The organism is uncultured Demequina sp. (assembly GCF_913055775.1).
Taxonomy (GTDB): domain Bacteria; phylum Actinomycetota; class Actinomycetes; order Actinomycetales; family Demequinaceae; genus Demequina.
In genome coordinates this window covers 24,138-36,745 of sequence record NZ_CAJXJX010000007.1, presented here as the reverse complement: position 1 = coordinate 36,745, position 12,608 = coordinate 24,138, and the positions used below count along the sequence as shown (strand labels likewise).

The window sequence follows — 12,608 nt, the reverse complement described above, 5'->3', positions numbered from 1 at the left end:
CGACAGCGGCGGGGTACTCCGCGGGCGTCAGCTGCGCCAGCCGGTCGCCGGTGAGCACGTCGCGCGGGCCTGCGTGCTCCGCCAGCAGTCCGATCTGCCGGGCGATCGCGGTCGCGGTCGCGGCGTGGTCCCCCGTGATCATCTTGACCTTGATGCCCGCGGTCGCGCACGCGCGCACGGCGTCGATCGCTGCCGATCGCGGCGGATCCAGCATCCCGTGCAGGCCGGTGAGCACCAGGCGGCCGGCCAGCGACTCCTCGGTGAAGTCCGTGGGGCTCGCGTCCGCGACCATGGCCGTGGCGAGCACCCGCAATCCCCGCTCCGCGAGGCGGTGGGTGGCCTGCTCGACAGCTGCGTGGTCGACGGGCTCCAGCCCGCCGTCGGGACGAGCCTGCGCCGTGCACAGCGCCACGACACGCTCGGCCGCCCCCTTCACGAGCACCACGTGCGAGGAGTCGAACTCCTCCGCCCCGTGCAGGGTCGCCATGTACTGCCGGTCGGAGTCGAAGGCGATCGTCGACACGCGCGGGTAGTCGCGACTCACATGCTCCTGGTGCAGGCCCGCCTTGGCCGCGACCACGAGCAAGGCCGCCTCCGTGGGATCGCCCACGGCCCCCCAGCGCCCCTCGCGCTCGTGGAGGCGAGCGTCGTTGCATGCCGCCCCGGCCAGCACCGACCAGCGCAGCGCGTGGTTGGCATCCACGGACGCGTGCTCGTCGTCCGGCTCGCCGATCGCACCATCGTGGATCGAATAGCCCGTGCCAGTCACGGCGTGCTCCCCCACGCCAGGAATCCATACGGCCCGCACCGTCATCTGGTTCTCGGTCAGGGTGCCCGTCTTGTCCGAGCAGATCACCGTGGTGCTGCCGAGGGTCTCGACCGCCGGCAGCCGGCGGATGACCGCACGGCGACGCGCCATTCTCCCCACGCCGATCGCCATGACGATCGTCACCGCGGCCGGGAGGCCCTCGGGAATGGCGCCGACGGCCAGCGCGACGGCCGCGATGAACGTGTCCACGACAGCCTGTCCTCGGATCCATCCGACGGCGAAGGTTGCGACGGCGAGCCCCACGATCACGATGGTCAGGTCGCGGCTGAAGCGGGCGAGCTTGCGGGTCAGCGGCGTCGCCAGCACCTCCGCGGAGTCCACGAGCTCATGGATTCTCCCCAGCTCGGTGCGGAGCCCGGTCGCCGTCACCACACCCGTGCCACCACCTGCGGTGACGAGAGTGCCCGCGAACGCCACGCAGGTGCGGTCGGCGACGGACGTCGCGGCGGGGACGGCCTCATGACCCTTGAGGGCAGGCGCGGATTCGCCGGTGAGGGCGGACTCGTCCATCGCGAGCTCTGCGCACGCGATCAGCCTCAGATCTGCCGGAACGCGATCCCCCGCCTCCAGGACCACGACGTCGCCCGCCACGAGCGACTCGCTGTCCATCGAGCGAGCAATCCCGTCGCGCACCACCCTCGTCTGAGACGTGACCATGGAGCGGAGGCTGTCGAGCGCGACCTCGGCTCGGTGCTCCTGGATGAAGCCCACCACCGCGTTCACGAGCACGACCGCGATGATCACCGCAGAGTCGACGTGGTGTCCGATCGCCGCCGTGATCGCTCCCGCCGCGAGCAGCACGTAGATGAGGGGATGGTGGAACTGCCGGGCGATGCGGGCTGCCAGCCCCGGCCCGCCGTCGGCAGGCAGGGTGTTGGGGCCGTCGTCGGCGAGGCGCCGGTGGGCCTCGTCCTCGCTCAGTCCCCGGTCCCGATCGGTGCCGAGCCGCTCGAGAACGTCGCCTGTGCTCAGCGCATGCGGGGCCCCGGCGCCGCGCTCGCGAGGGCGCGGAGTCCGCGAGGCCCCACGGGCGCGCACGGCGCTACTTCGGGTCGGGCGCCCCGCGAGGCGGCGACGGGCGCGGCTCGACGACGAGCACGGGGATCTCGCTGTGGTGGACCAGGTAGTCGGAGACGCTCCCGAGCAGGTGCGACGTGGCGCCGCCTCCCCGCCTCCCGACCACGACGAAGTCGAGGTCCGCCTCGACCGCGTATCGGGCGAGAGCCTCCCCGGCCGGGCCCGCCAGGACCTCGACGTTGACGGCGGCGGACGCGGCTCGGGACGCGGCGCGATCGACGTGTCGCGTGGCCGCACGCACGGCATCGGGGTCGTCCGCCTCGGCGTCGTCGTACGTGACGACCTCCGCGAGCACGACCACCCCGTGCTCTCCGCCGAGCAGCGTCAGCGCGGCGTCAAGAGCGCGGTCCGACTCCGGCGAACCATCGATGCCCACAAGAATGCGTGGTCCGTGCGTCGCGGTGCGAGCCGCGGGTTCGCCATCGGCACCGGACACCGCGACTCGCGGCGTCCTCTCGACGCGCTCGAGCGCGATCGGCACGAACACGGGACCCAGCACCACGGCGACGATGGTCCACCGCCAGTCGTGGCCTCGTCTCGCCATCCACGCGCCAGTGATCAGCCCGGTGCCGATCCACACCGCGGCCGCGATGGCCTGCCAGGTGCCCATGCTTCGACCCTACGCTCACCACGTCCCGGCGCATGGTCCCAAAGTCCTGCCGCTGCCAACCGACGGCATCCGGGTGAGCGCGCGGCACTGGATGGCGTTCGCTACGGCCGTGCGGCGGCTGCCGCCACGGCCGCGCTGACCACGGCGGGGTCCGTGACGAGCGTGCCGTCGCCGCGCGGGCTCGGGGCCTGCGCACGCAGATGCACTTCCCCCACCGGTACCGCGCCCAGCAGTGCGTCGATGTTGTGCGGGCGCACTCCCCCGCCGGCCAGCACAGCAGGCCCGCCGGCGACGGCGAGCATGGCGCGCAGAGTCGGCGCACCCTCGAGCGCGGTGGCCGCGCCGCCCGACGTGAGGACCCGTTCCAGCCCTCGCTCGACGAACGGGACGAGCGACGCGAAGGCGGCCAGCGCATCGGCCGTCGCGTCGATCGCCTTGTGGAAGGTGACGGGCACGTCGCCGGCCGCGTCGATGACACGACCGAGCGCAGCGGTGTCGACGTCTCCCGCAGGCGTCAGCGCACCCGTCACGATGCCCACGCGGACGGATGCACTGCGGGCGATCTCCGCGATGGCCCGCGCATCGGCCTCCATCACCCCGATCTCGTGATCCGCGTAGACGAAGTGGCCACCGCGGGGACGCACCATGATCTGGACCCCGACGCTGTCGACGGCCGCCAGCACGCCGCGAATCATGCCGATGCTCGGGGTCGTGCCGCCCACTCCCAGGTCCGCGCAGAGCTCGACACGGTCGGCGCCTTCCCGCTCAGCGACCAACGCTCCCTCGACGTCGTCGATCACGATCTCCACCTTCACGCGCGGTGGATTCCCGGTGCCAGGCGCCATCATGCCGCCGTAGCGCCGAGAGCGTCCACGAGGAGTCCCACGAGCGCCTCCACATGCGCGTCGAGCGCGGCGTCCTCGTCCTCGACCTCGGCGCCGTCGAGCGCGCGCGCTGCGAGGCCCGACTTCCGATCGATTAGCTGGGCGATGCGCGAGTCGACGGTCTGCGCGGCGATGATCCTCCACGCCGTGACGGGCTCGGACTGGCCGATGCGGTGGATGCGGTCGATGGCCTGCGTCTGCTCCGCGTCGGTCCACGAGAGCTCCGCGAGCACGAGGTTCGAGGCGGCCTGCAGGTTGACGCCGACTCCGGCGGCCATGAGCGAGCAGACGATGATGTGCACGTCGGGGTCCTCGGTGAAGGCGGCGATGGCCTGCTCGCGGGACTTCGCGCTCTGGTCGCCGCGGAGCGTCGCGTAGCCGATGCCGCGCTCCGCGAACAGCTGCTCGGCCTCGTCCATGACGTCGAGGTGCTTCGCGAAGAACACGACCTTGCCGACGTTGCGGACCAGTTGTGCGGCGTAGTCCGCCGCGAGCCCGGCCTTCGCCTGGCCGATGCGCCTGACCAGCGAGAACATGTTCTCGCCCGTCTTCTTGGAGCTGGCGTCCTTGAGCTCCGCGGTGGCGATCCTGCGCGCCAGGTCGAGGTCGACGCCGTCGGTGTCCGAGCCCTCGCCGCGCGCGTCCACCGCGCGGCGGTACTGCTGGACCATGCGTTCTGCCAGCGCGGTCTCGGCGGCACGGATGGTGCGCCCGACGGGCCCATCGAGCTCGACGGGCAGGTCTGCGACGCGGCGCGGTGGGATGTCGGCCGCGACGTCGACCTTTCGGCGCCTCACGATGCCCTGCTCCACCACCGCCGCCCGCGCGGCGGAGTAGAACCCTCGGTCCGACGGGTCCAGGCCGGTGGCCTCGAGCGCATTCATGAGAGGGCCGAGCGGCTTGTCGTCATCGATCCAGCCCAGGAACTGCCAGATGGCCCGGAAGTCCTCGATGTCGTTGATGAGCGGGGTGCCGGTGAGCGCCATGAGGAACGGGTTCGGTGTGCGCTGCTGGATGCGCTCGGACAACGCCAAGACATGCTGAGAGCGCTGCGAGGACTTGTTCTTGATGAAGTGGGCCTCATCGACCACCATCCCGCGGAAGCCATGATCGGCGAACCACCCGGCGTGCCGGTCCAGGATCGCGTAGTTGACGATGACCACGTCTGCGAACGCATCCACCTTGTCGCCGTCGCCGTGGACCACGGTCGCGGTGCGGTTCGGCGTCCACATCTCGACCTCGTGAGCCCAGTTCGCCTTGACCACGTTCGGCACCACGGCAAGCAGGGGGTACGCGTCCGCCTCCTGCGCCGCGAGCAGCGCCTGCGCGGTCTTGCCCAGTCCGGGCTCGTCCGCGAGCAGGAACGTCCGATGTCCGCGGGCCGCGGCCGCGACCACCTGGGCCTGATGCGCCATGAGGGTACGGCCGAGCGGCACGCGCGCGGACGCAGCCGCGGCGGTCGCGTCCGGCAGGGCCATGCATGCGGCGGCGCCGGGCGCGTCCTGCTCGAAGGACCGGAACAGCGGGTCGAGCAGCTCCCAGCCCGCGAGGCGTCGCGGCTGCGCGGCCTGCCGCTGGCGGGCCGCCTCGAAGTCAGGCGCGAGGAAGGGGTTGGCGAGCTGGCGTGCGATCGCCGACTGCGGCACGACCCGCTTGGAGGACTCGGTGGTCGTCACCGGGGCCGGCTCCGGCTCCGGCTCCGGCTCATCAGGGACGTCGCGGCCCGCCTCCCTGAGCATGTCGGCCTTCGAGCGACGCGCCGACTCGCTGACGCGTGCGTCCTCCGCCAGCAGCGACAGCAGCGACGTGTCGCGCGCGGCGATCTTCGCGAGCATGGTGCCCACACCATCGAGCCGCTTGAGCAGCTCGTCGCGGGCCGACGCGCTGAGGGAAGGATCGTCCTTGACTCGCGCGCGCTCCTCGCGCACCAGCAGGGCGACCACCTGGAAGGTCGTGCGCACGCTCTGGCGCACGGGCGGCCGCTGCAATGCGCGGTCGACATCGTTCGCGTAGGCCGCGAGGAGCGGGATCAGTCCCTTGCCACGGGGACGCGAACGCTGCCGGCGCGCGCCACCGCCATTCTTGCCTGCGCGGTTCGAACCCCGCTGGGCCTGTCGAGCCATCGGACCCCTTCTCTCATCTCACTCCAGCACCATCGGTGCTCACACGCGCGCGGGACACATCGGTCCTGCGCCCGGCCCGCCGTGCGGCTGACCGCTGCACCCCCGCAGGCGCCGCCTGCGGGGCGGATGAGCTGGCCGATACGCCGGGTTCTGTCGCTCGCTCGCGTCACCGCTCACGAGGGGCGACCATCCATCTAGGCCCTAAATTGCTCCAGGGCTCCAGCGACCTACCCGAGAGCTCGGGCGGGCAGCCCTCGAACGCTCTCTGTCTGGCCTTGCTCCAGGTGGGGTTTACCGTGCCGCTTCCGTCGCCGGTCGCGCGGTGAGCTCTTACCTCACCCTTTCACCCTTACCGCGCCTCCGAGGAGGCGAGGCGGTCTGCTCTCTGTGGCACTGTCCCGCGGGTCACCCCGGGTGGCCGTTAGCCATCACCCTGCCCTGCGGAGCCCGGACGTTCCTCGGGATCCTCCGAAGAGGACCACGCGGTCGCCTGGCCAGCTCATCCGCACGCCCAGAATAGCGGGTGCGACGCGGATGCGGCAGCGGCCGGGCAGACGACAGGCGCGGCGCCTGGGGTCGACTCCCGTCGAGCCCGTGCGCCGCGCCTGTCGTGGTGCCTCAGGCGTCAGCCAGCAGCCGATACAGATCCTTGCGGGCGGCGACGAGAATCTCGGTGGCCCGAGCTGTCGCCTCCGGGGTGTCCACCGAGCGGATCACGTGAGTGACCGCCTCGTTCAGCGTGCGCAGCTCGCCCATCACCTCGCGGTGGGCCCCGCGTCCGCGCTCGACGTCGAACAAGCGCTCCTCATCCGGCGCGTGCTCCTCGATCCATGTGCGGCCCGCGTCCGTCAGGGAAGCCGTGCGGCGACCGTCGACCTCCTCCACCTGCACGAGGCCCTCGTCCTGGAGGGACTGCAGCGTCGGGTAGATCGAGCCGGGGCTCGGGGCCCACGCACCGTCGGTGCGCTCCTCGATCGCGCGGATGAGGTCGTAGCCGTGGCGAGGCTGCTCCGCGAGCAGCACGAGAATCGCGGCGCGGACATCGCCGCGCCCCCGTCCTCGTCCCCCGCCGCGGTGCCCGCGACTGCGGGGGCCAGGACCACCCGGGCCGCCGGGACCTCCGGGCACGCCGTGCCCGCCGTGTCCTCGGCGCCCCCGAGAGGGGCCGCCGCCGTCGATCGGCCAGGCATTCATGTCGTGGTTGTGCTTCATGTCGAACTCCCTTCGATATGTTTCGACTGCTTCACGATATATCGCGTAAGTGTCGGCGTCAACTCGATGTCGACGTCAACCCCGCCCGCGCATCGGCCCCTGCCTCCACCGCGCACGCACCCCCTGTTCCCCTCCCGCACGCACCCAGGACTCGGATCAACTGAGCGCCACACAGCTCGGTCCCGTTGACGCGCGCGCCGACCGCTCAGTTCATCCGAGAGTTCTGCACGCGGTCGTCCCCGTACCCTGGTCCCGTGCTGATCCTGCTCCCGCCCTCCGAAGGCAAGACCGCGCCCACGAGCGGCGCGCGCGTCGACGTCGACGCGCTCTCCCACCCGGCCCTCGCGGCCACTCGCCGCCGCGTGGGCGAGGCGCTCGTCAAGGTCAGTGGCCAGCGCAACGCGTTCGACGTGCTGGGCGTGGGCCCGTCGCTTGCCGCCGAGGTCGAACGCAACCGCGACCTCTGGGAGGCACCCGCCGCACCCGCCGCGCAGGTCTACTCCGGCGTCTTGTACGACGCGGCGGGCGCGGCGCAGTGGTCGGGCACAGCACTCGAACGAGCCCGCGACCGCGTGCGCATCGTGTCCGCTCTCTGGGGTGCGGTCTCCCCCGCTGACCGAATCCCCGCCTATCGCCTGTCGATGTCGACGAGCCTCGGCCGCATCGGCCCGCTGGCCTCGTTCTGGCGCCGTCACCTCGCGGAAGAGCTGTCCCACGTCGCGGACGGCCGCCTCGTTGTCGACTGCCGGAGCTCGTCGTACGTCGCCGCGTGGCGACCCGCGGGGATCCCTCACGTGAGCGTGCGCGTGGAGCGCGAGCTCGACGGCAAGCGCACCGTGGTCAGCCACATGGCCAAGCACACGCGAGGCCTCCTCACCGGAGCGCTGGTGACGGCCGATGCGGTGGCCGAGTCGCCGGACGATCTCGCCGACGTGGCACGCACCCTCACAGGGGTCGTCGACGTCGCGCTCACGGAGCACGAACTCACGATCGTCATCGCCGGCTGACAGCGAATCGACGCGCCTGGCGTCTCGTGCCAGGCTGGACCCCATGACCGACGCCACTGCGGAACCGAGCCGCGAGCAGAAGCAGCTGTTCCCCGGCGAGCAGTTCATCTCCACGGTTCTGGACGCCCTCGAGACCAAGACGGCGATGAGCGGCAAGCTCGCCCGCGTCTACATCATGCGAGCGGCGATGGCGGGCGCGCTGATCGGCGTCATGTACCTCACGTACTACGCCGTCATCGCCGCATTCGCCGGGGTCGGCAGCGGGGACCTGGTGGCGATCGGGCAGATCGTGGGCGCACTCGTCTTCGGCTTCGCGCTCGTGTTCATCTACTTCTCGAAGTCCGAGCTGCTGACGTCGAACATGATGATCGTGTCGATAGGCGCGTACTACCGCAAGACCACTGGGCTGCGCTCGCTGCGCATCCTGGGGCTCTGCTACGGCGGCAACTTCGTGGGAGGCCTCGCCATCGCGCTGATGGTCGCAGGCTCGTCCATCTTGTCCGGCGACGTGGGCGTGCAGATGGCAGCGGGCGTCGAGCACAAGCTCGCCTACGTCGCGGACGGCGCATCGGGATGGCTGGACCTGTTCCTGCGCGCCGTGCTGTGCAACTTCATGATCAACCTCGCGATGCTGCTCGTGTACAACGGCCGCATCCGCGACGACCTCACGGCCTCCATCGCGATGATCATGAGCGTGTTCGTCTTCGCGTTCGTGGGCTTCGAGCACTCGGTCGCCAACACGGTGGTCTTCACCATCGAGGCGCTCAGCGGCAACCTCGACTTCGGCCTCGCTCTCGGCAACCTGGGGATCGTGCTGCTGGGCAACTTCGTGGGAGGTGGCGTCCTGATCGGCTGGTACTACGCCTATGCCAACGACGCACGGCGGCTCATGGGCAAGCGCCGGACCGGGGCCGGCGCCTAGCCCTCGGCGTCGAGGCGGTTCAGTCCTCGCTCGTCGGCGGCGCCACATAGCGCCACCGCACCCCCCAGTCCGCGGTCAGCGCGTTCGCGTGCGCCACGAAGTCCTCGGCGCCCACACCGTGAAGGGGCACGTCTCGGACCGCCGCTTCCCCTGAGGTCAGCGTGACCCGCGGATCCGCTCGCGACGGCACCACGGAGATGATCGCCTCGGTCACCTCGATGTCCGTGCCGCGCACGGCTTCGAGCGGGCGCCCCAGCCAGGTCTCCTGCACCGACGGGGGGCGCTCGATCGCACCGGTCGCGTCGAGACGAAGCAGCGCGCGGTCGTTGCGGGCCAGATTTGCGACCGACAGGAAGACGAACACCAGGCCCACCAGCCCCACGAGCCATCCCACGGCCCTCAGCGGACCGCCTCCCGCGAGTCCGCCCCATGCGCCGGGGACGCCCCCGAGCAGCAGACCCGCGCCCAGGATCGCGGACCGGAAGCCCAGACGCCGCCACACTGCGTTCCAGGGCTCTCGGTGAAGGATCACCGGAGTCGCCGGCAGCGCATCGCTCATGCGTGCCAGCCTAGGGCCGGTCAGCCCGTCGGAGCCCCGACGCACAGCACGTGACGCTCGGCGATGGTGCCATCTGTACGCACGCGCAGCTGCAGCAGCGTGAGGGAGGCGGGCTGCGGCCAGATGTGGCCCCAGTGCGTGGCGGGCATCTCCAGGGAGACCGCCACGGCGGACTTGATGGCGACCGCGTGCGACGCCACCGCCCATGCCCGCGACACATCCTCGCCCCCGGCGCACATCCGCGCATGCTCGGCGGCGGCCTCGACGAGGAACCCGTCGAAGCGCGCGCCGACATCGGGGATCGACTCCCCGCCGGGCGCGGCGAGCTGGCCGAAGCGCCACTGGTGGATCGCGTCGCCGTCACGCTCGGCGATTTGGTCGGTGGTGAGTCCCTCCCAGTCGCCGAAGTCGATCTCGCGCACGCGCGGCTCTGTCTCGACATGGGCGCCGATGCGGCGGCCGATGGCCGCGCCCGTCTCCTGGGTACGGGTCATGGGGGAGGCGAGCACGCGGGACACATGCGGCACGCGGTCCCAGGTCGTGCGGCCGATGCGGTGGACGGCGTCGGCGGCCTTCGCCGCCTGGATACGGCCCTGGGAGTTGAGGGACGGCCCGCTCTGCCCGGATCCCGACAGCTCGTGCCGGAGGGTCATGTCGGTGACGCCGTGTCGCACCAGCACCAGCGTCAGGGGGCGCACCAGGTCGCCACCGGCGATGCCGAACAGCGAGGTGCCCTTCGGGGTGACCTCCTGCGCCGCGGCGGCGGACGCAGTCTCCCCCGCGTGATCGTCGACGTGGTCGTCGTACTCGGGCCCCGCGTCCGGACCGGCCTCGGTCTCGTCGATCACGAAGCCGCCTTGCGCACGAGGATCCGCCCGCACTCCTCGCAGCGCATGACCTGTTCCGGGGCCGCGGACTCGATGGCACGCACATCTGCGGGGTTGAGGGTCATGTGGCACCCCTGGCAGGTGCTCCCCTGCAGCGGTGCGGCTCCAACGCCGCCGTACTGGCCGCGCAGCCGCTCGTACAGCGACAGCAGCCCGGCGTCGAGGCCCTCGGCCGCAGCCGACCGCTCCTCCTGCGCGACGCGGATCTCCTCGTCGATCGATCGGAACTCCACGTCGCGTTGGTGCTCAAGCTCACGCCGGCGCTTGGCGATGTCCTCCCGACGCGCGACGGCGTCCGCGTGGGCAGCCTCGGCGTTCTCGAGACGCTCCATGACCTCGAGTTCGATGTCCTCGAGGTCACTGAGCCTGCGCGTCAGCACCTCGAGCTCGCTCTGGAGCGCCTGAAGGTCCTTCGCGTTCGAGCTGCCGGACTCGAGCCGTCCGCGGTCGCGGTCCGCTCGGGCGCGGACGGACTGGACGTCATCCTCGGCCTTGGTCACCTCGCGACGGAGGTCGGACACCTCGGTGGCGCGCGCGACGGTCTCCTCCTCGAGCGCCGCGTCCTCACGGGTGAGCTCGTCGAGCCTGCCGAGCACATCGAGCGTGACGCGGCGGTGCTCGGCCTGCTGAATCCGCAGGTCAGCCGCCTGGACGTCGAGGAGCCGCAGCTGGTGGTCGACGGGAGCGTTGGGCAAGGGAAGCCTCCGGTGAGGTGTCAGGCGCCGAAGCGCGCGGTCCAGGGGTCGGTGCTGAGGGTGGAGACGATCGCGTCGATGCCTGCGGCGTCCGCAACGTGCTCGGCGGTCTCCTTGAGCCACAGCCATTCGGATGCGTAGTGCGAGACGTCCACGAGATGAGGCCGTCCGTCGCCGATCTCGGCGAGCTCGCGCGCGTCCAGAGCGGGGTGGTGCCTGAGATCTGCGGTGACGTACGCGTCAGCTCCGGCGCTCTGGACGAGCGCCAAGAACGAGTCGCCGGCACCTCCGACGACCGCCACGGTGGTGATCACCGCATCCAGATCGCCGGCGACCCGCACGCCATGGTGGGTCTGCGGCAGCGCCTCGGCGACGCGCTCCGCGAAGTCCCTCAGCGGCAACGGTCCTGCCAGGACGCCCAGCCTGCCGCTGCCGACGCTGCCGTCGTCCTCGGCAGGCACGAGCGGCACGGTCGACTCGATGCCGAGCGCCGCCGCCAGAGCATCGCAGACTCCCCCTGCCGCCGCATCGGCGTTCGTATGGGCGTTGTAGAGAGCGATGCCTGCGGAGATCGCGCGGTGCACCACCGCGCCCTTCGCCGTGGTCGCCGCCACGGACGTCACGCCGCGGAGCATGAGGGGGTGGTGGGTCACGATCAGCTGAGCGCCCGCGTCGATGGCCTCCTCGACCACGGCGAGCGTCGGGTCGACCGCGAAGAGGACGCGCTCGACGGTCGCGCGGGGGTCACCCACCGACAGCCCGTTGACGTCCCAGCCTTCGGCAAGAGCCGGATCGAAGCGAAACTCGAGAATCTCCGCGATGTCAGCGACCGTGGCCATGCCCCCACGCTACCGGTCGGTGGGGGCTACTCGCTTCGCGTACTGTCCGACGCCGCGGGGTCGGAGCCGTCCGGCGGCGGAGCCTCGGCCCCGCCCGACAGGCGCTCGAGCCTGCCCTCCAGACGGTCGATCCGCGCAATCAGCTCGTCGTGGTGCAGCTGCTCGCGCTGTTCGTCGTCCACTTCGTCGCCCTCGGAGGTCAGGCGCACGAAGGCTGCCGCCACGGACGCAGTGACCACACCGATGAGGGCGATGCCCAACAGCATCATGATCACGGCGATGATGCGACCCTCGACGCTCACCGGGGCGAAGTCGCCGTAGCCCACGGTGGTGACCGTCACCACGGCCCACCAGAGCGCATCACCGAAGGTGTTGATCTGGGAGTCCTCGATGTGCCCCTCGGCCGACAGCACCGCGACCGAGCCGATCCAGATCAGCAGGACCACCGAGATCGCGACCGCCTGCATGGTCTTCATCCGGCCCTTGCTCGTCGCAAAGGCCGCGCTCTGCGTGAAGGCCGTGAGCACCTTCAGGGGGCGCGCGGCGGGCACGGCCACCGCGATCACGTCGATCGGGTGGGTCCAGAGATAGCGCCACGACTTCTTGGAGATGATGGCGCGGATGATGATGTCGACCAGGAACACCAGCCAGATCCAGCCCTGAGCGACCAGCAGGATGTTGCGCACGACCGGCGGCAGCGACACGAAGAAGATGATGCGCGTCGACCACACGATGAGGAAGACGAACGCGAGCACCGCCAGCCAATGGTCGGTGCGCTGGGCATAGCGGTCGTACTTCTCACCCATCGGCTCGGCCACGTCGCGCTCCCTCCGTTGACAACTCGTGGTCAGCGTGGGCCCTGCCGGACTCGAACCGACGACACCTGCGGTGTAAACGCAGTGCTCTAACCAACTGAGCTAAGGGCCCGCGGCACCATTGTGGCGCACCGCGGGCCTCATGCCGG

Annotated in this window: 12 protein-coding genes, 1 tRNA gene and 1 other RNA gene; 2 read left to right on the top strand and 12 right to left on the bottom strand. The window is 71.0% G+C overall.

The genetic code is table 11. The features are described 5' to 3' along the window. The 6 genes from QZ483_RS01545 to QZ483_RS01520 form a co-directional block, all read right to left on the bottom strand. Positions 1-1,867 (bottom strand): HAD-IC family P-type ATPase (locus QZ483_RS01545; protein WP_297081222.1); only part of this gene is annotated, 1,867 nt, incomplete at its 3' end. A gap of 4 nt (positions 1,868-1,871) precedes the next feature. Continuing rightward, a complete protein-coding gene (locus QZ483_RS01540; RefSeq protein ID WP_297081221.1) occupies positions 1,872-2,516 on the bottom strand; it encodes a universal stress protein in 645 nt (214 codons plus the stop codon). A 101-nt stretch (positions 2,517-2,617) separates the two neighbouring features. Further along, positions 2,618-3,316 (bottom strand): copper homeostasis protein CutC, encoded by a 699-nt coding sequence (locus QZ483_RS01535; RefSeq protein ID WP_297081220.1) that lies wholly within the window; start codon positions 3,314-3,316, stop codon positions 2,618-2,620. A gap of 44 nt (positions 3,317-3,360) precedes the next feature. Continuing rightward, positions 3,361-5,523 carry a DEAD/DEAH box helicase gene (locus QZ483_RS01530; protein ID WP_297081219.1) on the bottom strand — a complete coding sequence of 721 codons (2,163 nt, stop codon included), beginning with the start codon at positions 5,521-5,523 and terminating at the stop codon, positions 3,361-3,363. A gap of 123 nt (positions 5,524-5,646) precedes the next feature. Next, an RNA gene (gene rnpB, locus QZ483_RS01525) (RNase P RNA component class A) lies at positions 5,647-6,025 on the bottom strand. Between the two features lie 116 nt (positions 6,026-6,141). Continuing rightward, the gene (locus tag QZ483_RS01520; RefSeq protein WP_297081218.1) at positions 6,142-6,735 is read right to left on the bottom strand and encodes a PadR family transcriptional regulator; all 594 of its coding nucleotides are present in this window, start codon (positions 6,733-6,735) and stop codon (positions 6,142-6,144) included. Positions 6,736-6,989: 254 nt separating this feature from the next. Here QZ483_RS01520 and QZ483_RS01515 point away from each other — a divergent pair, with 254 nt between their 5' ends. Further along, a complete protein-coding gene (locus tag QZ483_RS01515; RefSeq protein WP_297081217.1) occupies positions 6,990-7,742 on the top strand; it encodes a YaaA family protein in 753 nt (250 codons plus the stop codon). 43 nt (positions 7,743-7,785) lie between these two features. Further along, positions 7,786-8,664 (top strand): formate/nitrite transporter family protein, encoded by an 879-nt coding sequence (locus QZ483_RS01510; RefSeq protein ID WP_297081216.1) that lies wholly within the window; start codon positions 7,786-7,788, stop codon positions 8,662-8,664. Positions 8,665-8,683: 19 nt separating this feature from the next. On the opposite strand, the gene QZ483_RS01505 is transcribed toward QZ483_RS01510, so the two are convergent. The 6 genes from QZ483_RS01505 to QZ483_RS01480 all read right to left on the bottom strand — a co-directional run bounded on the left by QZ483_RS01505 (position 8,684) and on the right by QZ483_RS01480 (position 12,571). Further along, the gene (locus QZ483_RS01505; RefSeq protein WP_297081215.1) at positions 8,684-9,223 is read right to left on the bottom strand and encodes a hypothetical protein; all 540 of its coding nucleotides are present in this window, start codon (positions 9,221-9,223) and stop codon (positions 8,684-8,686) included. Positions 9,224-9,243: 20 nt separating this feature from the next. Beyond that, positions 9,244-10,071 (bottom strand): histidine phosphatase family protein, encoded by an 828-nt coding sequence (locus QZ483_RS01500; RefSeq protein WP_297081214.1) that lies wholly within the window; start codon positions 10,069-10,071, stop codon positions 9,244-9,246. Next, the gene (locus tag QZ483_RS01495) at positions 10,068-10,805 is read right to left on the bottom strand and encodes a zinc ribbon domain-containing protein (protein WP_297081213.1); all 738 of its coding nucleotides are present in this window, start codon (positions 10,803-10,805) and stop codon (positions 10,068-10,070) included. Before QZ483_RS01495 ends, QZ483_RS01500 begins: the two co-directional genes overlap by 4 nt. Positions 10,806-10,825: 20 nt before the next feature. Then, positions 10,826-11,644: a Nif3-like dinuclear metal center hexameric protein gene (locus QZ483_RS01490; RefSeq protein ID WP_297081212.1), complete on the bottom strand. Its 819-nt coding sequence runs from the start codon at positions 11,642-11,644 to the stop codon at positions 10,826-10,828. Positions 11,645-11,670: 26 nt separating this feature from the next. Then, the gene (locus tag QZ483_RS01485; RefSeq protein ID WP_297081211.1) at positions 11,671-12,462 is read right to left on the bottom strand and encodes a potassium channel family protein; all 792 of its coding nucleotides are present in this window, start codon (positions 12,460-12,462) and stop codon (positions 11,671-11,673) included. Between the two features lie 35 nt (positions 12,463-12,497). Then, positions 12,498-12,571, bottom strand: a tRNA-Val gene (locus QZ483_RS01480). Positions 12,572-12,608 lie beyond the last annotated feature (37 nt).